19 protein-coding genes are annotated in these 22174 nt (G+C 46.2%); 10 read left to right on the top strand and 9 right to left on the bottom strand.

Annotated features, from left to right (window positions below; translation table 11 throughout):
• The first annotated feature begins 91 nt into the window (after positions 1 to 91).
• The 3 genes from ELS82_RS09190 to xni all read left to right on the top strand — a co-directional run bounded on the left by ELS82_RS09190 (position 92) and on the right by xni (position 4081).
• Positions 92 to 1657 (top strand): GGDEF domain-containing protein, encoded by a 1566-nt coding sequence (locus ELS82_RS09190; protein WP_134835226.1) that lies wholly within the window; start codon positions 92 to 94, stop codon positions 1655 to 1657.
• Between the two features lie 213 nt (positions 1658 to 1870).
• Complete coding sequence (gene ppnN, locus ELS82_RS09195; RefSeq protein ID WP_134835227.1) at positions 1871 to 3235, top strand: nucleotide 5'-monophosphate nucleosidase PpnN; 1365 nt, start codon at positions 1871 to 1873, stop codon at positions 3233 to 3235.
• 69 nt (positions 3236 to 3304) lie between these two features.
• Entirely contained in the window at positions 3305 to 4081 is a 777-nt protein-coding gene (gene xni, locus ELS82_RS09200) for a flap endonuclease Xni (RefSeq protein ID WP_053440510.1), read from the top strand.
• Positions 4082 to 4297: 216 nt separating this feature from the next.
• Here xni and rlmM read toward each other — a convergent pair whose 3' ends face one another.
• The 4 genes from rlmM to ELS82_RS09220 are packed head-to-tail and all read right to left on the bottom strand — an operon-like array spanning position 4298 to position 7301.
• Positions 4298 to 5389, bottom strand: a complete 1092-nt coding sequence (gene rlmM, locus ELS82_RS09205) for a 23S rRNA (cytidine(2498)-2'-O)-methyltransferase RlmM (protein ID WP_053440511.1) — start codon at positions 5387 to 5389, stop codon at positions 4298 to 4300.
• Positions 5386 to 5784, bottom strand: a complete 399-nt coding sequence (locus tag ELS82_RS09210; RefSeq protein ID WP_134835228.1) for a DUF423 domain-containing protein — start codon at positions 5782 to 5784, stop codon at positions 5386 to 5388. Before ELS82_RS09210 ends, rlmM begins: the two co-directional genes overlap by 4 nt.
• Complete coding sequence (locus ELS82_RS09215; protein WP_134835229.1) at positions 5774 to 6400, bottom strand: alpha/beta family hydrolase; 627 nt, start codon at positions 6398 to 6400, stop codon at positions 5774 to 5776. The genes ELS82_RS09210 and ELS82_RS09215 overlap by 11 nt, the downstream gene beginning before the upstream one ends.
• Positions 6393 to 7301: a transcriptional regulator GcvA gene (locus ELS82_RS09220; RefSeq protein WP_004418613.1), complete on the bottom strand. Its 909-nt coding sequence runs from the start codon at positions 7299 to 7301 to the stop codon at positions 6393 to 6395. The genes ELS82_RS09215 and ELS82_RS09220 overlap by 8 nt, the downstream gene beginning before the upstream one ends.
• A gap of 587 nt (positions 7302 to 7888) precedes the next feature.
• Here ELS82_RS09220 and ELS82_RS09225 point away from each other — a divergent pair.
• The 3 genes from ELS82_RS09225 (at position 7889) to ELS82_RS09235 (ending at position 13290) form a co-directional block, all read left to right on the top strand.
• The gene (locus ELS82_RS09225; RefSeq protein WP_134835230.1) at positions 7889 to 10729 is read left to right on the top strand and encodes a sensor histidine kinase; all 2841 of its coding nucleotides are present in this window, start codon (positions 7889 to 7891) and stop codon (positions 10727 to 10729) included.
• A 79-nt stretch (positions 10730 to 10808) separates the two neighbouring features.
• Entirely contained in the window at positions 10809 to 12332 is a 1524-nt protein-coding gene (locus tag ELS82_RS09230; protein WP_134835231.1) for an HD domain-containing phosphohydrolase, read from the top strand.
• Between the two features lie 142 nt (positions 12333 to 12474).
• Complete coding sequence (locus tag ELS82_RS09235; RefSeq protein ID WP_134835232.1) at positions 12475 to 13290, top strand: DUF922 domain-containing protein; 816 nt, start codon at positions 12475 to 12477, stop codon at positions 13288 to 13290.
• Between the two features lie 56 nt (positions 13291 to 13346).
• On the opposite strand, the gene thiI is transcribed toward ELS82_RS09235, so the two are convergent.
• The 3 genes from thiI to pomA all read right to left on the bottom strand — a co-directional run bounded on the left by thiI (position 13347) and on the right by pomA (position 16668).
• A complete protein-coding gene (thiI, locus tag ELS82_RS09240) occupies positions 13347 to 14795 on the bottom strand; it encodes a tRNA uracil 4-sulfurtransferase ThiI (protein WP_134835233.1) in 1449 nt (482 codons plus the stop codon).
• Between the two features lie 156 nt (positions 14796 to 14951).
• Positions 14952 to 15893 carry a flagellar motor protein MotB gene (locus ELS82_RS09245; protein WP_134835234.1) on the bottom strand — a complete coding sequence of 314 codons (942 nt, stop codon included), beginning with the start codon at positions 15891 to 15893 and terminating at the stop codon, positions 14952 to 14954.
• A 10-nt stretch (positions 15894 to 15903) separates the two neighbouring features.
• Complete coding sequence (gene pomA, locus ELS82_RS09250) at positions 15904 to 16668, bottom strand: flagellar motor protein PomA (protein ID WP_004413205.1); 765 nt, start codon at positions 16666 to 16668, stop codon at positions 15904 to 15906.
• 261 nt (positions 16669 to 16929) lie between these two features.
• Between pomA and xseB the strand changes: the two genes are divergently transcribed.
• From xseB to dxs, 3 genes are read left to right on the top strand one after another with little or no spacing between them, the layout of a single operon-like run.
• Complete coding sequence (gene xseB / locus ELS82_RS09255) at positions 16930 to 17172, top strand: exodeoxyribonuclease VII small subunit (RefSeq protein ID WP_134835235.1); 243 nt, start codon at positions 16930 to 16932, stop codon at positions 17170 to 17172.
• A 20-nt stretch (positions 17173 to 17192) separates the two neighbouring features.
• Entirely contained in the window at positions 17193 to 18077 is an 885-nt protein-coding gene (gene ispA, locus ELS82_RS09260) for a (2E,6E)-farnesyl diphosphate synthase (RefSeq protein WP_134835283.1), read from the top strand.
• 20 nt (positions 18078 to 18097) lie between these two features.
• Positions 18098 to 19963 carry a 1-deoxy-D-xylulose-5-phosphate synthase gene (dxs, locus tag ELS82_RS09265; RefSeq protein WP_134835236.1) on the top strand — a complete coding sequence of 622 codons (1866 nt, stop codon included), beginning with the start codon at positions 18098 to 18100 and terminating at the stop codon, positions 19961 to 19963.
• Between the two features lie 59 nt (positions 19964 to 20022).
• Here dxs and truC read toward each other — a convergent pair whose 3' ends face one another.
• On the bottom strand, positions 20023 to 20745 hold the full coding sequence (gene truC, locus ELS82_RS09270; protein WP_134835237.1) for a tRNA pseudouridine(65) synthase TruC: 723 nt from the start codon (positions 20743 to 20745) through the stop codon (positions 20023 to 20025).
• On the bottom strand, positions 20738 to 21058 hold the full coding sequence (locus tag ELS82_RS09275) for a YqcC family protein (protein ID WP_134835238.1): 321 nt from the start codon (positions 21056 to 21058) through the stop codon (positions 20738 to 20740). The genes truC and ELS82_RS09275 overlap by 8 nt, the downstream gene beginning before the upstream one ends.
• A 76-nt stretch (positions 21059 to 21134) precedes the next feature.
• Between ELS82_RS09275 and ELS82_RS09280 the strand changes: the two genes are divergently transcribed.
• Positions 21135 to 22172: a DUF3549 family protein gene (locus ELS82_RS09280; protein WP_134835239.1), complete on the top strand. Its 1038-nt coding sequence runs from the start codon at positions 21135 to 21137 to the stop codon at positions 22170 to 22172.
• Positions 22173 to 22174 lie beyond the last annotated feature (2 nt).

The following is a 22174-nucleotide window of genomic DNA, read 5'->3' on the forward strand; positions in this document are numbered from 1 at the left end:
CAAACGTAGTAACTCGTGACGCCCGTGATTTATTTGATATTATCTACAGATTAATAAATAGAAGTAGATTATATCTTTAAGTTTATATTTCATGGGCGTTCTCGAACAAGATCTTCAGTCACAGCTGCACAACCTGAAATCTCAATTGGAACAAGTTCGATTGACACAAAGGGACACTTCGTTCAAATTTAAAAGAGAACAGAAGGTACTTCAGCGCATCATCGCGTCGCTAAGTAACGCCTATAAAAGTGAGAACCCGCGCCTTCAAGCGGGTCTAATGGAACTCACTCAAGCTATCGAACAACAGCAAGACGTCAGTACTCTTATCCCGAAACTCGCGGTATTAGAGCGTTTGCTAAAACAACAAGGCTTGGCTATGGACACGCAGAGTGAACACCTAGATACGCAGATCAAAAACAGCGGAGAAACGCTGCTACGCTTAACGGGCCTACCCGCTAAGATTAAACGCGATCTGCGCGATTTACTCAGCTACTCCAACGGACTGTCTCATCCTAAATCAGAGCAAGCACTGCGACTGCTAAGCCTTTATGAGCGCTCTGTAAAGATCATAACTTCTAACCCTGATTACAGCATCAACCAAGTTTCTAATAGCGCCGATCGTGAACTGCAGTTGCGCCTATCAGAAGAACTACAGCACCTGATTACTGAACTTGATTTTGAAGGTGAATCAGGCGACCTACTGGCAGATATTCGTGCTAAATTGCTAATGGGAGTCAGTAGCCACACGCTGCTTGAGCTCACTCTGCAAACATTAAAGTTGGTCATTGAAGGCACCCACTACGAGCGCAAAACGTCAGAACAATTCCTAGAGCAGGTGAATGCATCCCTCGCCTCTTCACTAAAGAGCTCTGCGCAAAACGTTCAGCAATCTCACAGCTATTTTGATACCCGCCAAGAGATGAGTTCAGAGCTGGGAGATTTAATCAGCGTCACCCAAACCAAAGTCGCCAATGCAGAAGACTTGGCAGGATTAAAGACACAAGTCAATCCACTGCTTGAACAGCTCAATTCACTGACCGAGCGTTTGAAACATGCAGAGCAACGCGAGCAAGCACTATTAGAAAGAATGGATTACGGCAAGAATCAACTGGAAGCACTGTTTGAAGTGACCCAAGATTACCGCCGCCGTTTAGAAGACCAAGCCCAGCGCATGCTTCTCGATCCATTGACCAAAGTGTACAACCGCGCCGCTTTTGGCGATCGACTTGAACTGGAATACCGCCGCTGGATTCGCGCGCAACATACGCTACGTGTGGTCATTCTTGATATTGATGGCTTTAAAGCGATCAATGATAGCTTCGGCTACAGCGCGGGTGATAAAGCACTGAAAATCATTGCTCGCACGATCAAAAAAGAACTGCAAGATACTGATACTGTTGCACGTTTCTCTGGCGAAGAGTTTATTCTCCTACTTCCAGAAGTCAGCGATAGCGACGCATTTAGCTTGATCCAGACCATCCAGAGCCAAGTGTCGAAACTGCCATTTAAGTTCCGCGACCGCAATTTGATGATTACGCTTTCAGCAGCCAGTACCGCGTTTAAAGACTCAGACACGCCGGAAGAGATCCTCGAACGCCTCAATTTATGCCTCAATGAAGCCAAATCTCTCGGTAAAAACCAACTTGTATGGCGCTAAACTGACTCACCATCACAGGCCAGAACTCTAATTCCCTCCGCCTCATTTTGTGACTCATCTTTATATATCAGTTAGTTAGCTTCACTATCAGCAAAAACCTGCTAAGCTTAAGAAACCCGTCGCGAAAACTCAGATAAAACTGCGACGTATAAGGACAATAATAACAACGACACTTTACTCACGACTTGTGAGTTGCTAGTCAAGGAGGTCACTATGATCACGCATATTAGTCCAGCAGGTAGTATGGACCTACTCTCTCAACTTGAAGTTGAGCGCCTTAAGAAGACCGCTGCTAGTGATCTATACCAGCTATACCGCAACTGTACGCTCGCGGTTCTCAATTCAGGTAGTCATACCGACAACTCCAAAGAGCTGTTGGACAAATACAAATCTTTCGACGTCAACGTAGTACGCCGCGAACGTGGGATTAAGCTTGAATTAAGCAACGCCCCAGAACACGCATTTGTTGATGGTGAAATAATCAAAGGGATTCAGGAACACCTGTTTTCTGTGCTGCGCGACATTGTCTATGTCAACATGCACCTTGCGGATAACCAACGTCTCAACCTCACTAACGCCTCGCATATCACCAACCTTGTGTTTGGTATTTTGCGTAATGCTGGCGCGCTTACTCCGGGTATCGAGCCTAACCTTGTGGTCTGTTGGGGTGGTCACTCAATCAACGCTATCGAGTATCAATACACGCGTGAAGTCGGAAACGAGCTTGGCCTACGTGAAATGAACATCTGTACTGGCTGTGGTCCTGGCGCAATGGAAGGCCCAATGAAAGGCACCGCGATTGGTCACGCTAAACAGCGTTACTACGAGCAGCGTTACCTTGGCCTGACTGAGCCCTCAATCATTGCCGCTGAGCCACCAAACCCTATCGTCAATGAGCTGGTCATCATGCCAGATATCGAAAAACGTCTTGAAGCGTTTGTTCGTATGGGCCATGGTATTGTTATCTTCCCAGGTGGTGCTGGTACCGCAGAAGAGCTGCTTTATATCCTTGGCATCATGATGCACCCTGATAATGCCGATCAACCTCTACCAATCGTGCTAACCGGTCCTAAAGAGAGCGAGCAATACTTCCGCTCTATCGACCGTTTTATTGGTGACACCTTAGGCGAAGCGGCTCAGAAGCATTATCAGATTGTGGTTGATGACCCAGCTAAAGTGGCGCAAATCATGAAGCAAAGCATGGCTGATGTACGCCAACACCGTAAAGACACCGGTGATGCCTACAGCTTCAACTGGTCACTGAAAATTGAACCTGAGTTCCAACTGCCGTTTGACCCAACCCATGACAACATGGCGAGCTTAGACTTACATCTAAACCAACGCCCTGAAAACCTCGCAGCAGCGCTACGCCAAGCCTTCTCTGGCATTGTAGCTGGTAACGTTAAAGCAGAGGGTATTCGTGAAATCGAACGCCACGGTCCATTTATTCTCGATGGCGACGTTGATCTGATGAAGAAGATGGACAAACTACTGAAAGACTTTGTTGAGCAAGATCGCATGAAGCTGCCAGGCGGCACGGCTTACGAGCCTTGTTACCAAATCAAGACCATCAGCTAGTGACTGACTGGTAATCTCAACACCATCCGATACAATAAGGGCTTCATGCCCTTATTTTTTTTGATTTGTATGTCTATTCATCTTGTTATCATCGATGCGTTAAACCTTATTCGCCGAGTTCACTCTGCCCAGCCAGATCCCACCGATATAGCAAGAACCATTACGACCACCTCTCGTACTCTGAATCGAATCTTATCTGAGTCTCAACCGACCCATATCATTGCGGTGTTTGATCACCACCTTCAAGAGCGTGGTTGGCGTGCGGAAATCTGGCCAGAGTACAAACAGAATCGTAAACCAATGCCAGAACCATTAATGAATGGCTTGGAAGCTATCCAAGATGCTTGGTGGAAACTGGGCATAGACTCACTGCTGTCTGACGGCGATGAAGCCGACGATCTCGTAGCAACGCTGGCGATGAAAGTGGCGAGCCATAATGAGAAGGTCACGATTATCTCGACTGATAAAGGGTACTGTCAGTTGCTGTCACCTACCCTGCAGATCCGAGACTACTTCCAGCACCGCTGGTTAGATGAACCCTTCATCGAGAAAGAGTTCGGGGTTAAGCCAAAACAGCTTTCGGACTACTGGGGGTTAACGGGGATTAGCTCAAGCCAAGTGCCGGGAGTACCGGGAGTCGGACCAAAAGCGGCCAAAGAGATCCTGACCCAATTTGCCGATATTGAACAAGCCTTTGCCAGTGAAGAGCTACCAGCCAAGTATCGCAAAAAACTCGATGAACACATCGAATCAGCGCGTAAGTGCAAACTGATCGCGGCGCTTAAAACGGATATTGAGCTCGGGTTTAATCTGCAAGATTTGCGCTTTAATGGGCCAAATGAGTAATCAGATAAACAAAAGGGTTGGCACTAATGCCAACCCTTTTCTTTTTATTTAAGTCATCCTCGAGAATGAGGAACGAATGAGTTGAGGATCTCTCAAAGCAAGTCGAAAACCTTTAGAGGTTCCCTACTCCCTCCTCCGTCAGTCTAGGGAATGACGGAGTCTATTTGAGCAATACCGCGTCCGCCGCTCGAAGGGCGAAACCCGCTCAGTTATTTCTTAGTGCGGTGAGATGTTTGATAAACACTGAACATGCACCGTGATCTCTTCACGGTCATGGTATAGGTGTTTCGCTTGCAGCTTAAACTTGACCTTATTTTCAATCAGGAACAGCTTCAAGTTTTCAATATCTTCAAGAACCTCATCATAGCGGCCTTTCATTGGCAGCTTAAGGTTGAAAATTGCTTCTTTTGCCCAACCACTGATGATCCACTCACCCATTAACTGCGCTACGCGAGATGGCTTCTCAATCATGTCACACACTAACCAAGTCACGTTCTTACGTGCTGGCTCAAACTTAAAGCCATCTTCTTGGTGGTGTTTCACCTGACCTGTATCCATCAAGCTATCTGCCATCATGCCGTTATCCACTGAGTGAACGAACATCGAACGCTTAACAAGTTGGTAAGTCCAACCACCTGGACACGCACCTAAATCAACGCCCCACATACCTGCAGCTAAACGCTCATCCCACTCATCACGTGGAATAAATACATGGAAAGCTTCTTCAAGTTTTAGTGTCGAACGACTTGGCGCATCTGCTGGGAACTTAAGACGTGGGATACCCATAAAGAACTGCGAGTTGTTGTCTGGCAGCGAGTAACCAATGAAACAGTGCGTCGGACCAACAAAGCAAACATGCAGTACTGGTTTCTTCGGGCTATCTTTCGGGAAAAGGATGCCTTTACCACGCAGTGCTTGGCGCATTGGAACCGTAAACTTACGGCAGAACTTCAATAGCTCTTTGGCTTCATTGGTATCTGGCGTTTCGATACGAATATCACCACAGCGAGGCATGGTTTCTACAAAGCTCAAGTCATGAAGAATTGGCGAGATACGGTCTTCACGTGGCAGTTCTTGAATTTCAGCCGCTACAGCGAAAATTTGACGAGCGAAAATAAGCGATTTGAAATCAAGCTCTTTCACTAACTTTTGCGCATCACCATCTTGGTAACATTCAAAAATTACGTAACCGCTGTTCTTTTTCACACGAGGGAAACCGAACACTTCTAGCTGAGTCGCACGATCTTGAATTTCACCGGCACACTCTTTCTCAAAGCCACTGCGGCAGTAGAGCATTAATTGTTTCACTGTTTCACCTCTGTAATCTGTAGCGCTGCATAGACGAACAAGCCCCAGCCAAGCATAAACGTCATACCACCAAATGGGGTAATCGGTCCGAACCATTTAATGCCCGTTAATGCGAGTGCGTAAAGACTGCCGCTAAAACAAAAGATGCCGATGATAAAGCAAATTGCGGCTAGGGCGAAATATTTTTGTGACTTAGTAGGCAATTTTAGCTGTAGCAGGACAGCGCAGAGCAAAATCGCTATCGCGTGAATAAATTGGTACTGCACGCCCGTTTGGAATACATCGAGTAAGTAAGGCGATAATGACTTCTTCAAACCATGCGCAGCAAAGGCACCTAAGGCCACCCCGACTCCGCTGAGAAGCCCACCGGCAGCCAGCAGATGTTTACTTTTCACCGTACACCTCAAAAATAAACTCAGCCAGATGTTTTACCGCGAGTTGAATATTGCCCAACTCGGTATGTCCAGAGCTCTTACGCGGTTTAAAGCTATGATCACCATCAGGAATAAAGCTCACCTGAACCGAGGAGGAAAGCTCGAATTCAGCAAACTCTTCTTTTTTACCGAAGGTATCACGCTCCCCTTGCAGGATAAGGGTCGGCTTTTCCAATGTCGCTAAGTGCTCGCCTTTGAACTTTTCTGGTTTGCCCGGCGGATGGAATGGAAAACCAAGACAAGCAACACCCGCCACGTTCGCTTCTTCTGCAAGTAAGCTCGACATACGTCCACCCATTGATTTACCGCCAATAACAATCGGTCCATTATCAGCAAACTCTGCGATCACTGCTTGATAGGCTTCAAGTAATTTAGGCGCTCTATCTGGCGGACGCTTCTTACCATCTTCAGCGCGTTTGACCATATAAGGGAAATTAAAGCGCACCACTTGAATGCCTCTCTTCGCCAACCCTTTCGCCACGGACTCCATAAAGGCATGGTCCATCCCCGCCCCTGCGCCATGCGCAAAAATAAAGAGAGGATTGCCCTTTTCACCGTCTATCAGGTAATTACTCATCCAGCAGCTCCTCTTGCTCACTTTGCGCTTTGGCTAGCATCCAATCACGGAAGGTCGCAATACGCCCCATATCGGCCTGTTTATCATGGCAAACCACGTAAAACGCATTCTTCGAAAGCAGCACTTCATCAAATGGTGCGATCAGTCGACCCGCTTCGAGCTCAGGTTGAGCCAGAACGTTATTTCCAAGTGCAACCCCTTGCCCATGCGCTGCCGCTTGCAGAACCATGGTCGAGTGACTGAAGATCGGACCGTGATTCACGTTCACTCCTTCGATGCCATTCAACTTGGCAAACTGTTTCCAGTCTTTACGAGAGGTGTCATGCAGTAACGTATGCTGTTTCAAATCACTTAGAGTTTCTAATGGTTTGTTACCTAAAAGTAATGAAGGTGAACAAAGCGGGATCAAGAACTCTTGATAAAGCTTATCGGCACGTAAACCGGGCCAATTACCGCGGCCATAGTAGATGGCGACATCGACATCATCAGTTAATGAGCCTTCATCCATATCAACCGCTTTAATACGAACATCGATATCCGGTTCTTGTTGGTTAAAATCCGCTAAGCGAGGTACAAGCCATTGAATAGCAAAGCTTGGCGGCAAACTGATTGTTAACGCACCTTTTTCACTGCGTTCTAGGACTTTATCAGTCGCTTCTGCTAGTGAAGTAAAAATATCTTTGATATCGAGAAAATAACTCTGCCCCTCTTCAGTAAGCAGAAGTGAGCGATTTCGACGACGAAATAGTTTTAAGCCAAGGAATTCTTCTAGTGCTTTGATCTGGTGACTGACGGCTGCTTGGGTAACAAACAGCTCCTCTGCAGCACGCGTAAAACTCAAATGTCGGGCGGCAGCTTCAAACACTTTTAAAGAGTTCAAAGGAGGCAATCTTCTGGACATAATAGCCTTCCGTAAATAGATTAGTTTTTTTTATCTGAAACATTATAAAATGTCCGTTGCCTGACGACCAGAGAAATTCTATATTTCACACCGCAGCGAGGAGTCAGAACGGCTTGATTCCCTTTTGAATCAATTGACTTCTTGTTGCGATGTTGTGTTTGCAAACTCGTATTTCGAGTTCGGTAGGTTTCTACCAGTTTTGTTTCTCCGTGAAACGAAACATATACTTCCTGTATTTATTTTGACCTGTCTGTCAAATTTTTTAGCACCGCCTATATGGCGGTGTTTTTTTATCTCTCGCTTTTACCCTACCTCCTAACGCTTAAGCAGTAATTGCCCAACTGCATTTATCAACTTTTTTACCATGTTCTATGATTGTACTAACGTACTCGTAGAAGGGGTCCCGAATGCAACCCATTCAAAACCAGTTAGCACTGCGACTATTGCTATTGGTTCTTGCACTGACGCTAATCACATGGCCTGTGATACTCACCTCGCCATTTACCATCACCTCCATTACGATTTCCATCCTCTGTATCTGGGTGGTTCTAATCCTAATTTTATTTGGGCTAGCTAGGTAATTCGTCATGCTAAGTACCACCATGCTTGTGTCGGTACTCATTGGGTACATTGGTACTCTTTATGCGATTGCAAATTGGGCTGAGTCATCGAGCCCAAGAGCCAAGCGCTGGTCTTCGAGTGCAATGGTCTACATCTTATCGATTGCCGTTTATTGCACCAGTTGGACGTTTTACGGTAGCGTAGGCTTAGCATCACGCAGCGGGATTATTGTCTATACCATTTACTTGGGACCAACACTGTTAATGCTGATCCTTTGGCCATTAATACGCCGCATTTTATTGGTCAAACAGACCTATCACGTCAACAGTATTGCCGATTTCCTTTCAGCCCGTTTCAATCGCAGCCTCTACCTTGCAGGGTTAACCTCGATTGTGGCTATGGTTGGTATCATTCCCTATCTTGCCCTACAGCTAAAATCCATCAATAACACCGTCTCTGTCATTATGGATCAGAGTGTTTCTGGTAATGCTATTACTTGGGTTATTTGGCTTGGCGTCGTATTGTTTACGATTATTTTCGGTGTGCGGCACATAGATCCGACAGAACGTCACCCAGGCATGATGATGGCTCTCGCGGTAGAAGGTGTCGTCAAGCTCGTCGCCATGCTGGCGGTGGGTATTTTTGTTTGCTTTTTCCTGTTTGATTCACCGAGCCAGATCTTCGAACAACTACAGCGTGAGCATCCAAACGCTGCCAGACAGATGGCTCAAACACCCAACTTTATAACCTGGGTAAGCTACTTAATTTTGGCGGGCTCTGCCTTCTTTCTCCTCCCTAGGCAGTTTCACGTGATGGTAATAGAAAACCCCAAGATTCAGTACATCAAGCAAGCTCAGTGGAAAGTGCCCATTTACTTGTTCTTAATGACCATGTTTGTCATGCCTATTTCTGCCGCTGGTATCTTACTGTTAGGCTCTACACCTCCTGATACTTATATGTTGGCATTGCCAATGTCTCAGCAGCAGTTTGCACTAACCCTACTGGTCTTTATTGGTGGCTTTTCTGCCGCGATGGCCATGTTGATGATTTCTGGGATGACTCTGTCGACCATGTTTAGTAACCATCTCGCCCTACCGCTACTGCGTAAGTTTTTCCCAGGTAGAAAGTTCGGCCGATTTCTGTTGCAAATACGCTGGTTCGCTGTGGTTTTAGTCCTTATCGCTGGGCAAAGCTTCTACCTGTTCCTCAGTGAGTCCTACCTGCTGGTTAACATGGGGATGATTTCGTTTTGCGCCGTCCTGCAACTGCTCCCTCTTGTGCTAACCGGGCTTTACTGGAGTAACGTCAATACACGCGGTGCCATCATCGGCTTATCTGCTGGTTTTATCATCTGGGCCTATTGCCTGTTTATCCCTTCTTTGATGAAAAGTGGCTGGATAGATGACAGCCTACTTGTGGCTGGCCCTTGGGGAATCGAATGGCTCCATCCCGAACATCTGTTCGGCTCAACCATGAATCGAGTGAGCCATGGCGCTTTTTGGTCGATGTTGGCAAACTTTTCTGGCGTGGTGTTAGGCAGCTTAATGTTTAAAGAGAGCGAGGCTGAGAGCCGCTACAACGCTGAATTTATTGACAACATGACCCAGACTCAATCGGAAGATGACCTCTCAGGCTTAGAGCTACCACGCGATATCGCCATCGGGCCTAAAAAGGCCATCCTCCAACACTTATTTCAGCATTACTTTCCTGATGAAGAAGCGCAGCAGAAACTGCAACAAAGTATCAACGAGGCCAATTTAGGTGATAGTGAATACCTCACCACAATGGAGTTGGCCAACTTGGAAAAATCGGCTGAGCGTTACCTCAGTGGTGCCACTGGTTCAGCAATGGCACATATTCTTATTCAAGATTCAGGGCTATTTACCCCACACGAAATGCAAGCGCTGGAGCAAACCTACAGTCACCTGCTCTCGCAATTAAAAATCAGCCCGATGCAATTAAGACAACAGCTCAACTACGCCAAAGAAAAAGAGAAACTGGTTGAAGAGTACAACTCTCAGCTCGAAGTCCAAGTAGAGCAGCGCACCAACGAGCTGCAAGAGGCAATGTCACAGCTAAAACAAACGCAAAGTCAGTTAGTAGAAAAAGAAAAACAAGCGTCGCTAGGTATGCTGGTCGCCGGTGTCGCGCATGAGATTAATACCCCAATAGGTATTTGTGTCACCGCCTCGTCCAACCTGAGCGAAGAAGTCAACCTGTTGAAGAAAGCTTATGCGAGTGAGCAATTAGATGAGAAGCACCTGCTAGAGTTTTTAGAGCTGTGTGACGAATCAGCACTGATCATCCACAAAAACAATGAAAGAGCCTCTGAACTGATTCGTAGTTTTAAGCAAATTGCCGTAGACCAATCTTCTGATGAGTTACGTGATTTTGAACTAAAACATTACATCGATGAGATCATGCTTTCATTAAGACCGCAGCTTAAAAAAGTGCCGCACCAAGTCGAGGTCGAGTGTCCGGAAGGCATTCAATGCTTCTCATATGCCGGAACCCTTTCGCAAATCTTCACCAATTTAATCATGAATAGCTTGATACATGCTTTTGTGCCAGAGCAGAAAGGTCAGATAAAAATACGCATTGAAGAACAAGAAGAATCCTTCTTGATTCACTATAAAGATGATGGAAGAGGGCTTGAGGAGGAAGAAGCAAAACGACTATTTGATCCTTTCTTTACCACCAAGAGGAATCAAGGTGGAAGTGGGTTAGGTACTCACCTGATTCACAATTTAGTCACCCGCAAACTGCAAGGCAAGATTGAAATAAAAACCGCGCCTGGAGAAGGCCTAGAATATCAGATTCAAATGCCAAAAGTGGTAGCAAAGAGCCAGCTATTGAGAAGCTTGTAAATAATCACAACTTTGCCTATACCCTAGTTATGAACACAAAATATACGGACAGAATTGAGACAACCGATGGGAGGCAGTTATGCCATTAAAATTATTACGAGAAATGGATGCGCCAAGCCTCCCTCCTTGGAAAGTACTCCTCGTTGATGACGATGCCGATATCCACCAAGTCACTAAGCTTGTTCTGCGTCGCTTTACCCTTGATGATCGCCCATTAGAGTTTATTCATGCCTATTCAGGTGTGGAAGCCAAAGAGAAGCTTTCTACTCATGATGACATCGCGCTAGTCTTCTTAGACGTGGTGATGGAGTCAGATGATGCTGGCCTTGAAGTGGCTCGCTGGATACGACAAGATCTTGGTAATCATAAAACTCGCATTATTTTACGTACTGGCCAACCTGGCCAAGCTCCTGAGCAAAGCGTTGTTGCTGATTACGATATCAATGACTACAAAGAAAAAACCGAACTGACCAGCCAAAAGCTGTTTACCGCAGTGCTTTCTGCACTGAGATCCTACCGCGATATTATCCAAATCGACCATGCTAAGCAGCTTGAAACCAACTATCGTCTTGGCTTAGAGCGGGTCATTCAGTCAACAGCGGTGATCTTTCAACAACATACCTTAAACACCTTCTCGAACGGAATCTTGCAGCAAGTACTGTCGCTACTGCGCATGAACGATCAAAGCATGTTGGTCAGCGTTCGCGGGCTAACCACGATTCAGCAACCAGAGAGTGGCTACCAAGTATTGGCTCAAATCGGTCACAACCAAGAAGGCAATATCGACCCCGTGGTACGCGACTATTTAGATAAAGCCATTGAGAAAAAAGAGAGCATTATCGACGGTGATATCTTTGTCGGCTACTTCGCCACCAGCTCAGGTGCAGTCAGTTTGCTCTACTTGAAAGGGGCGCGGAAAATCACCGATCTAGAAAGCCAATTACTGACCATTTTTTCCTACAGCGTAAGTTTAGCGTTCGAAAATCTATCTTTGAGCCAAGAGATCATCGATACCCAAGGAGAGCTAATATATCGATTAGGCGATGTGGTTGAATCGCGCTCACAAGAAGCAGGTAACCATGTAAGACGCATGTCTGAGCTAAGCTACGAACTGTGTTTATTGCTTGGTTACTCCGAAGAGAAAGCTCAGCTATTGCGCCAAGCCGCACCAATGCACGACATTGGTAAAATCGCCATCCCTGATTCTGTCCTGCTTAAACCAGGTAAGCTTGACGCCGACGAATGGGAGACAATGAAAAACCATGCCGCCATCGGTCACAATATTTTGGCCGGCTCTAAACGTAAGATATTACAAACCGCAGCCACCATAGCTCATCAGCACCATGAGAAAGTCGATGGTACCGGTTACCCACTAGGTCTAAAAGATGATGAGATCAGCATTGAAGCCCGCATCATTGCGGTGGCAGATGTGTTTGATGCTTTGACCCACGAGCGCTGTTATAAGCCAGCATGGCCTGTCGAAGAGGTCATCGAGGAACTTAAACGTTCTAAAGGCAGCCATTTAGATGCCAAGATCGTCGACACCCTGCTAGATAACATAGATGTCGCGATCGAAATCAACCGAAAATACGCCACCGAATAGAGCGCTCATAGCCTAAACAACTAGGTCTAGAATTGCACATAAGGAGATAAAAGAACCCCGCGAACTGATCACTTTTCTATAGCCGTGTGCTTCGCTGCCCAATAGTCTACATCCTGCACAAGTTTGCTAAAATGGAGAGACTATGGACATCACTAAAATTGCAGCCCTAGCCCTTAGTTTACTGAGTGTTAGTGTTCAGGCTGCGCCAATTTATAATGAAACCCAATCTTATCAGCAAGGAAGCCAAGTTGAGTACCTAGGTAACATCTACCAAGCAAAATGGTGGGCAGGTACTGGCGATATACCCGGCGCGCCAGCCCAACTAGAGTGGCAAACGCCTTGGAAATTGCTCGGGCAAGTTACGCCACCGCCCGAGCCCTTGCCTGAACCCGAGCTAGAGCCAGAACCACCTATCACCCCGGAGGTTCCTGCTGAGCCTCAAGAAAATCGAGTCGGGCCAGAGATAACATATTCTGAAATAGAAAATCTTCATTACTATCTTATTGACCCCGACACGCCCGACGATATCGCTTATGCGCTAAGTCAAGACAACACCGTGCCAATGCACGGAAGAACTGACTACAATGTTGCTTGGAAGTACGAATACGCCAAAAGCGAAGGCATTTGTTCTATTGCCAAAGGCGAAGTAAAAGTGACGACACACTACGTGATGCCCAAGCTAACATTGCGAGCGGCTGCCAATATAGATACACAAACTAAGTTCAATGCTTACTACGATAAGCTAATGGCACATGAGCGAAACCACCACGGTTTTGGCGTTCAAGCAGCTCAAGACATTGAACAACTTATCTTTGCTTGGGATCCTGAATCTTGCCAAACCATTGGCAACTCAATTAATAGTGCAGCTTACAAAATTCTCGACAAGTACGGCGAGCAGAACCGTATTTATGACGATGAAACCAACCATGGCTACACCGAAGGTGTGGTAATTCAATAGCCCTAATACGAAAAAGCCACTCAATGATGAGTGGCTTTGGCTAATTAATTGGCTATTTAAGGACGGTAAACCTTAACATTGTTAAAGCCTTGCTCTTGTAGGTATAGAGCTTGTAGTCGGCTCATGACACCACGGTCACAGTACAGCAGGTAAGTTTTAGACTGGTCTAAATCACCAAACTGAGTACCTAGTTTGAAGAATGGAATGTGTTTTACTTCCACACCTTCAATCTCTAACGGGTTATCGTCTTCTTCTTCCGGGCTACGGATATCAAGCACGATCGCATGCTCTTCCACCGCTTGAACTTGCTCAACTTCAGGTGCAGCTTGTTCAGTTTCTTTAGCGATATCACGGATGTCCATCACACGAGCATCACGAACCACTTGCTCTAGAATATCGAAGTCGAACTTGTCTTCTTCAGCTTCTAGCTTGCCTTTAACCGCTTTCACTGTTGGCTTCTTAGAAATGACGCCACAGTACTCAGGCATTGTCTTAGCAAAGTCTTCAGTGCCGATATCACGCGCTAGGTTGATGATATCTTCTTTGTCCCAGTTGATTAACGGACGAAGAATCAGCGTATCTGTTACGTTATCAATGTGACGAAGGTTAGTCAGTGTTTGGCTAGATACCTGACCTAGAGCCTCACCAGTAACCAAAGCTTCAATCTTGAACTTCGCAGCCACCATGCCTGCGGCACGCATAAACATACGCTTCAAGATTACGCCCATTTGGCCGTCATCGACTTTCTCTAGAATTTCCGCCACTACCGGTTCGAAATCAACCGAGATAAAACGAACTTTTGCTGAAGAACCGTATTTGTTCCATAGGTAGTGAGAAACCTGTTTAACACCGATCTCGTGCGCTGGGCCACCTAAGTTAAAGAAACAGTAATGTACTTTAGAGCCGCGCTTGATGTGCAGGTAGCTTGATACGCCTGAATCGAAACCGCCAGAAATCAGACTTAGTACATCTTCTTGTGTGCCAAGCGGGAAACCACCTAGACCTTTGTAACGCGCGATAACTTGGTTTAGCTTCTCGTTCGCGACTTCAACTTTTACCGTCACGTCTGGGTTCTTCAGCTTAACGCTTGCACTTTCAATCGCTTGGTTAAGGCCGCCACCAACGTAACGCTCAAGTTCAATAGAGGTAAAGTCATGCTTACCACGACGCTTAGCACGAACAACAAACGTCTTACCTTCAAGGTTTGGACGATTTAGCTCTAGCACTTGCTCAAAGATGTCATGCAGGTCGGTGAAGTCTGATTGCTGAACTTCAAGTACGTGGTGGATACCTGGAGTTCGCGTCAGTACTTCGATCACTTCTGCACGGTACTGATCCGATTCAGACGTTACTTCGATATGGTCACGACGGTTAAATACCGCTACAGACTCTGAACGGCTCTTAATAATGTTGCGAATATTGCACTCAAGAATCTTTGTGAAGCGCTTACGCACCGACTCACTTTTTACAAAAATTTCTGGATGGGGCTTGACGATAAATTTCATAATTCACTTCACAACAAGTTTAATAAATTCGCAGAATAAGCAGGGCTGCTAAGCACTCACCGCTCACTCGAAATAAGAGTTGGACTCTAAGGGCGCAAGATTATACATGAATGAATGGCCATAAAAAAGACGAGCCTTTTGCTCGTCTTTTTTCTTTTACTGATTCACTGGGATTTCATCGCTTAACAACGCTTCACCCTGCATGATACTGATTTCAACTCGGCGGTTTCGCGAACGTTGCGCTTCAGTATCATTCGGTCCAAGCGGCTCAGTGTCCGCCATACCTCTAACACGCAGTCGCTCATGATTAAAGCCGCGGACTTTTTCCATCTCTTGCGCTACCGATACGGCGCGTTGAGCAGATAAGTCCCAATTAGAACGATACAACTCAGAATCAATACGCTGGTTGTCAGTATGACCAGAGACACGAATACGTCCCGGAACATCTTTCACTAAATCAGCAATCTGCCTCACTAGCGGTCTAAACTTGGGCTGTAAGAAGGCTGAACCTTCAGGAAATGCCCCCTTCTCTCGGATACGAATATCAATCTGCTGGCCAAGGTTCTCAACTTCAATCGCGCCTTGTTCAATCTCACGCTCAAGGGCTTTCTTAATGCTCTCCATGAGCGTTTCAAGTTCTTGAGACATTTCCGCAGATTGCTGTTGTTCGTTATCAGACTCGGAGTTTTGGTTGTTCTGTGTCGAGGTATCCGGAGACTGACCGCCAGTCAACTTGCCTTGGTCACGCTGAGTACCACCGGCTCTATCGGACTCCCCTTCATGGAACTCGAGAGTTTGCTGGGTAATATCAATCGTCTGCTGCATTATGACGTCAATCGGTGTTGGCTCAGGACGTCCTGGGCGGAACTCTTGAGCAATAATACTGGTGCCTTTTGGAATATCTTTGACTTCCAATCGGTTTTGAACACCAAAAGCAAACTTCATCGAGCCCGCGATCTGTTTAAATTTCAGTACATCCATTTCAGAGAACGAGAGTAGAAGTACGAAGAAACACATCAGCAGCGACATTAAGTCGGCAAAGGTCCCCATCCACAACGGTAGACCGGGCGGCGGACATTTGGGTTGTTCTTCTTCCATACCTTTGACCTTACTCGTTATCTACGTCAAGAGCACGCTTACCTTCGTTGAGGTAATTCTTAAGGTAACTGTCGATGACACGAGGGTTCTGACCATCTTGAATCGCCAATACGCCATCCATCACTAGACGACGGTTCAGCTTCTCTTGCTCACGACGTAGAGACAGCTTGTCAGCAATTGGGAAAAACACCATGTTTGATAAGATCGCACCGTACAGAGTGGTTAAGAGTGCTACCGCCATCGCAGGACCGATCGCTTTAGGGTCATCCATGTTAGAAAGCATCGCAACCAGACCAACCAGTGTACCGATCATCCCCATCGCAGGGGCAACGTCACCAAAGGCTCTAAATACACTACCACCAAAATCATGGCGCTCATCGGTAAGGACAATGTCTTTCTGCAGAGCAGCGCGAACAACGTCGGCATCATGACCATCAACCAGTAAGTCGATGCCTTTTTGCATAAAGCCGTTGGTGATTTCCATCTCTTCTAGCGCTAGGAAACCGCCTTTACGAGCAGCGTCCGCCATCTCAACAACTTTTGCGATCAGATCTTCTGGCTCATCGGCTTTGAACATGAAAGCTTTACCGGCAATCTTCGCCGCACCAAAAAATTGGCCCATGGTGAACTTCATTAAAACGACAAAGGTAGAGCCACCCACTACGATCAAAATCGACGTGACGTCGATGAACATCATAATGCTTCCGCCAAGTATCATTGCCATGATAACGAAAGCAAAGCCGCCTAATAGTCCCACCAGCGTTGCTAAATCCACAAAGCACTCCTCATGCAATCTTTGAGCTTCTAACAAAGTATATCGGCAACGTGTTCAGATCTTTAGTTTTTTATTGATACTCTATTCACATAAATGCAGTTGCTTACTTCGCTTGCACTAGAAAAATCCCGCTATCAATGAGATTCAAACGGATTGATTGGCTGCCAAAGCTCGATTTTTCTGACAATTTTACTCGGTTAAATTTGACCATCATTATCGGCTAAGGTAACTTTCGTGCATCTTTGTCAAAGTAGAAAAGTTATGGCGAGCAAGAAACCAGAAAACATGACCTTCGAGGCGACGATCGACGAGCTCGATGTTATCGTAGAAAACCTTGAGAATGGTGATTTAGCATTGGAAGATGCGCTTAAGAAATTTGAGCGTGGTATTACGCTTGCTCGTGCAGGCCAAACTAAACTTAGCGATGCCGAGCAACGCGTAAGTATTTTGCTGCAAAACGATGACGAATCTCCACTAAGTGACTTTGACGGCCAGCCTGAGTAATTGATAGAAATATGTCTGTTATGCAAGAGGCATTAACCTCATTTCAACAACGTAACAATGAGCAGCTAAATCTTTGGCTGCAAGCACTGCCACACCAAAATCAGCCGTTAATTGAAGCCATGCGCTACGGTCTACTGCTTGGTGGCAAACGCGCTCGACCATTTTTGGTCTACATTACTGGCCAAATGCTAGGCTGTGATAAGAGTGACCTTGATACTCCCGCTTCTGCGGTTGAGTGCATTCACGCCTACTCGCTGATCCATGATGATCTCCCTGCGATGGATGACGATGAACTTCGTCGTGGTCAAACAACCTGTCACATCAAATTTGATGAAGCAACGGCTATCCTCACCGGTGACGCGCTGCAAACGTTAGCATTTACTATTTTGGCAGACGGTGATTTACATCCAAATGCTGAAGCTAACCGTATCAAGATGATAAAAGTATTAGCCGACGCTTCAGGTGCCAATGGTATGTGCTTAGGCCAAGCCTTGGACCTCGCAGCTGAAAATCGCTCAGTGTCGCTAGAAGAATTAGAAGAGATTCACCGCAACAAAACCGGTGCATTGATGAAGTCTGCTATTCGTCTTGGCGCTCTTGCTGCGGGTGAAAAAGGGCTTGAGGTAATGCCTCAGCTCGACAAATACGCCGATGCAGTTGGCCTAGCGTTTCAGGTTCAAGACGACATTTTAGATATTATTAGTGATACAGAAACTTTGGGTAAGCCTCAAGGTTCTGATCAAGAATTAAACAAAAGTACTTATCCAGCCCTGCTTGGATTGGATGGAGCTATTAACAAAGCTCACACTCTGTTAAATGAAGCACTTCAAGCTTTGGAAGCAATCCCATACAATACAGAGTTACTCGAAGAGTTCGCCCGATATGTCATCGAGCGCAAGAACTAACACAATAAGCGCGCATTTATATGACTCTTGATATTTCAAAATATCCAACACTTGCTCTAGCAGATACGCCAGATGAGCTACGCAGTCTTCCTAAAGAAGTGCTGCCGACGCTATGTGATGAGCTACGTACCTACTTATTAAATTCAGTGAGCCAATCTAGTGGCCACTTAGCTTCTGGCTTAGGTACTGTAGAACTCACCGTCGCGCTTCATTACGTCTACAACACGCCTTTTGATCAATTGGTGTGGGATGTGGGCCATCAAGCGTACCCACACAAAATCTTAACTGGTCGCCGCGATAAACTGTCTACGATTCGCCAGAAAGATGGCTTACACCCATTCCCTTGGCGCGAAGAGAGCGAATACGACACACTGTCTGTTGGTCACTCTTCAACGTCGATCAGTGCCGCGTTAGGTATGGCGATCAGTGCTGGTAAAGAAGACAAAAACCGTAAAGTTGTCAGCGTTATCGGTGACGGGGCGATTACCGCAGGTATGGCATTCGAAGCAATGAACCATGCTGGCGACGTTCACCCTGACATGCTGGTTATTCTAAACGACAACGAAATGTCGATTTCAGAAAACGTTGGCGCACTGAATAACCATTTGGCGCAAGTGCTTTCCGGTAACCTGTATACCTCGATTCGTGAAGGCGGAAAAAAGGTTCTGTCTGGCGTTCCACCAATTAAAGAACTGGTTCGTCGTACTGAAGAACACCTGAAAGGCATGGTGATCCCAGGAACCTTATTTGAAGAGCTAGGCTTTAACTACATTGGTCCTGTTGATGGCCATGATGTCAATGAGTTAGTTAAAACACTGAAGAACATGCGTGAGCTAAAAGGCCCGCAGTTCCTGCACATCATGACTAAGAAAGGCAAAGGCTATGAGCCTGCTGAAAAAGATCCAATCGGCTACCACGGTGTACCTAAGTTCGACCCTAGTCATAACTCTTTACCAAAGAGCAGTGGCGGCAAGCCTAGCTTCTCTAAGATCTTCGGTGACTTCCTGTGTGATATGGCTGCGCAAGATCCTAAGCTAATGGCGATTACGCCAGCAATGCGCGAAGGCTCTGGTATGGTTCGTTTCTCTAAAGAGTACCCTGAACAATACTTTGACGTCGCCATTGCAGAGCAGCACGCAGTAACGCTGGCGACAGGTATGGCAATTGCGGGTGACAACCCGATCGTTGCTATCTACTCAACCTTCTTACAACGCGGTTACGATCAGCTGATTCACGATGTAGCAATCATGGACTTGCCTGTGATGTTTGCGATTGACCGTGCTGGTTTGGTTGGCGCCGATGGCCAGACTCACCAAGGTGCGTTTGACCTAAGCTTTATGCGTTGTATTCCGAACATGGTGATCATGGCACCGAGCGACGAAAATGAATGTCGTCAAATGCTCTACACGGGTCATAAACATACAGGTCCAAGTGCAGTTCGCTACCCGCGAGGCACAGGTATGGGCACTGAGATTGAACAAGAGTTTACCGCTCTTGAGATCGGCAAAGGCCGCCTAGTTCGTCAAGGTGAAAAGGTCGCGATTTTAAGCTTCGGTACTTTCCTTGGTAACGCACTGGAAGCGGCAGAAAGTTTAAATGCCACAGTTGCTGACATGCGCTTTGTTAAGCCACTGGATGAAGCACTGATCAAACAACTTGCCGCAGAGCACGATGTTCTAGTAACACTAGAAGAAAACGCGATTGCTGGCGGTGCGGGTGCAGGTGTGATTGAGTTTATGATGAAAGAGAAAATCATCAAGCCGGTGCTTAACCTTGGCTTGCCTGACGAGTTTGTTCATCAAGGTACCCAAGATGAACTCCATGCAGAGTTAGGCTTAGATGCAACTGGCATCGAAAACGCCATTCGCGAATACCTAGAAAAGTAAACGTTACTGTTTTGACAACAAAAAGCCCTCACTTCGAGGGCTTTTTTGTCTCTAACCGTTCATTCTGGCACTGTCCAACCAAACTCCGCACACAGTTTTTGCCAGGTTTCATCGATACCCGCTTTAATCAGCAGCTTTTCATTGGTGAAGGGGTGAACAAACTCTAAGCTCGATGCATGCAGAAGCAGTCTGTGAGAGTCATAGACCTCTCGATACAGTTTATTGTGCTTACCGTCACCATGAGTCGTATCACCGACAATAGGATGCCTTAGGTGAGCCATATGACGTCTTAGCTGATGCTTGCGCCCTGTTAATGGTTTCATTTCCATCAAGCAATAACGGGTGGTTGGGAACTTGCTCGTAGAATGCGGAACTTCCACTTTCGCTAGCGGCCAATAGTCTGTAATGGCTTCTTGTGCTTCTTTCTCTTGGCTGGCGTGCTTATCGGCAATCTTATCCAACTCAACCTTCAATGCGTAATCAAGGCGGCCAGACTCTTCAATCCAACCACGTACGATAGCGTGATAGGTTTTTTCCATCTCGTGGTTGGCGAACATCGGCATCACCTGCGAAGCCACTTCACTAGATAAAGCGAAAATCAGCACACCCGATGTCGGGCGATCAAGGCGGTGAAGAGGGAACACATGTTGGCCAATTTGGTCACGCAAAGTTTGCATCACAAACTGTGTTTCGTGCTTATCTAACCAACTGCGGTGAACCAGCATCCCCGCTGGCTTATTTACGGCGACGAAATACTCATCTTGGAAAACAATCTCAAGCATGGCGACATACCTTATCAATCTGTTGGATAATAGTGATCAGTGGCTTCATCATCTGCTCTTCTTTCCAGCACTCTTCAAAATAATCAGCCATCGCAAACCCCTTTGGTAACGGCTGACTTTCTTTCACGAGTAGACGGATACGCGCGACAAATATCCATTGCAACCACTCAAGAGGAGTGAGGCTATCAATAGCAAAAGGCTCCTGACTGCTTAATGCTTCAACACTAGGAGAATGTTGTTGCCACTGTCCTTGTTTTCGCATCTCAACTTCTAAAGCGTCGACTAACTCGACTAATTGTTTTTCTTTCGTCATTAAACTTTATATTGGACCTTGAAAATTGGCCTAAGAGTACCATTTATAGAGGAAAGAAAGTTAGGACAATTCTCTAATGGAAACGATTCATACCCTTACCCAATTGCTCAATGACAGTAACTGCCAGTATCAAGTGTTTGATCTTGGACGTCGTATCAAAACCATCGACGCAAAAACATTTGCTGATGCTGAGAAAGGTCAACTGCCATACCCTTACCCAATGCAGCGTAAAGCCCATATAGCTATCGCTTATTGGAACCAAGAGCAACAGCCATGGATTTGGTTTCTAAAGTTTGAACTCGATGAGCGCGGCTTACTTAAGCAGTCAGACATTGGTAACTTCTTAAAGTACGTGATTGAAGCGATGGGTACTCGTATCAATCAAGATATGACGGAAGAACAACAAGAGAAGCTATCTAACAACCCTTATACCTTCAAGCCTGCTGAAGATAAAATGGCTGTGTTTCATAGCCAAGTACGAGCTTCGCTAGACCTGCCTTGCAGCCAATATTATGAGCACGCTCAACACTACTTTTCTGGTGGATTAGAGTGGGATAAATGGCACACGGTTGGCCTGCAAGGTGTCACTGATATCTGTGCGCGTCTTGGCCAAGAACAAAATGGGGTGAATGTACGTAAAGCACTGCAACACCTGCCTAATGAGCCACTTTATGCTTTGCTTGGTGCACTAGAGCACACCGAACTTTCGGATAAACTGGCTGAGCGAATTGCCGAAATGGCCAAGCAGCAGATTGAGAATGAACAACCAGACTTGTTCCTGCTTTCAGCGCTAACACGTGCGCTTTCGGGTGCCAAAATATCCATCGCTCAACCTATTATTGATTCCATTCTGGCTAGCCCTCGTTTAAGCCATCAAGAAGTATTAATCGGTATTGCAGGTCGCAGTTGGCACTGGCTTAGTGATGCTAAAACAGCACAGCAATTCCTATTACGCTTAGCACAAACTGGCAACCAAACCCTGTTTAATCAGCTGTTTGCCGATCTTGTTATGCTATCTGAACTTAGAATGGTTCTACTGCCTTTGCTGCACTCAAGCCCTTCTGAAGAGCTTGCACAAGCGCTTATTCGACTGCAACAAGCAACCAAGGCGTAATT

Source organism: Vibrio ouci (genome assembly GCF_004551525.1).
In the GTDB taxonomy this organism is placed as follows: Bacteria; Pseudomonadota; Gammaproteobacteria; order Enterobacterales; family Vibrionaceae; genus Vibrio; species Vibrio ouci.

What these genes read in the sequence shown, in the direction of transcription:
- dxs (WP_134835236.1), top strand. Translation starts at nt 18,098, where the DNA reads ATGACTCTTGATATTTCAAAATATCCAACACTTGCTCTAGCAGATACG.
- ppnN (WP_134835227.1), top strand. Translation starts at nt 1,871, where the DNA reads ATGATCACGCATATTAGTCCAGCAGGTAGTATGGACCTACTCTCTCAA.
- ELS82_RS09225 (WP_134835230.1), top strand. Translation starts at nt 7,889, where the DNA reads ATGCTAAGTACCACCATGCTTGTGTCGGTACTCATTGGGTACATTGGT.
- ELS82_RS09275 (WP_134835238.1), bottom strand. Translation starts at nt 21,058, where the DNA reads ATGACGAAAGAAAAACAATTAGTCGAGTTAGTCGACGCTTTAGAAGTT.
- ELS82_RS09280 (WP_134835239.1), top strand. Translation starts at nt 21,135, where the DNA reads ATGGAAACGATTCATACCCTTACCCAATTGCTCAATGACAGTAACTGC.
- ELS82_RS09230 (WP_134835231.1), top strand. Translation starts at nt 10,809, where the DNA reads ATGCCATTAAAATTATTACGAGAAATGGATGCGCCAAGCCTCCCTCCT.
- ELS82_RS09235 (WP_134835232.1), top strand. Translation starts at nt 12,475, where the DNA reads ATGGACATCACTAAAATTGCAGCCCTAGCCCTTAGTTTACTGAGTGTT.
- xseB (WP_134835235.1), top strand. Translation starts at nt 16,930, where the DNA reads ATGGCGAGCAAGAAACCAGAAAACATGACCTTCGAGGCGACGATCGAC.
- ELS82_RS09190 (WP_134835226.1), top strand. Translation starts at nt 92, where the DNA reads ATGGGCGTTCTCGAACAAGATCTTCAGTCACAGCTGCACAACCTGAAA.
- ispA (WP_134835283.1), top strand. Translation starts at nt 17,193, where the DNA reads ATGCAAGAGGCATTAACCTCATTTCAACAACGTAACAATGAGCAGCTA.
- ELS82_RS09215 (WP_134835229.1), bottom strand. Translation starts at nt 6,400, where the DNA reads ATGAGTAATTACCTGATAGACGGTGAAAAGGGCAATCCTCTCTTTATT.
- xni (WP_053440510.1), top strand. Translation starts at nt 3,305, where the DNA reads ATGTCTATTCATCTTGTTATCATCGATGCGTTAAACCTTATTCGCCGA.
- ELS82_RS09220 (WP_004418613.1), bottom strand. Translation starts at nt 7,301, where the DNA reads ATGTCCAGAAGATTGCCTCCTTTGAACTCTTTAAAAGTGTTTGAAGCT.
- thiI (WP_134835233.1), bottom strand. Translation starts at nt 14,795, where the DNA reads ATGAAATTTATCGTCAAGCCCCATCCAGAAATTTTTGTAAAAAGTGAG.
- truC (WP_134835237.1), bottom strand. Translation starts at nt 20,745, where the DNA reads ATGCTTGAGATTGTTTTCCAAGATGAGTATTTCGTCGCCGTAAATAAG.
- ELS82_RS09245 (WP_134835234.1), bottom strand. Translation starts at nt 15,893, where the DNA reads ATGGAAGAAGAACAACCCAAATGTCCGCCGCCCGGTCTACCGTTGTGG.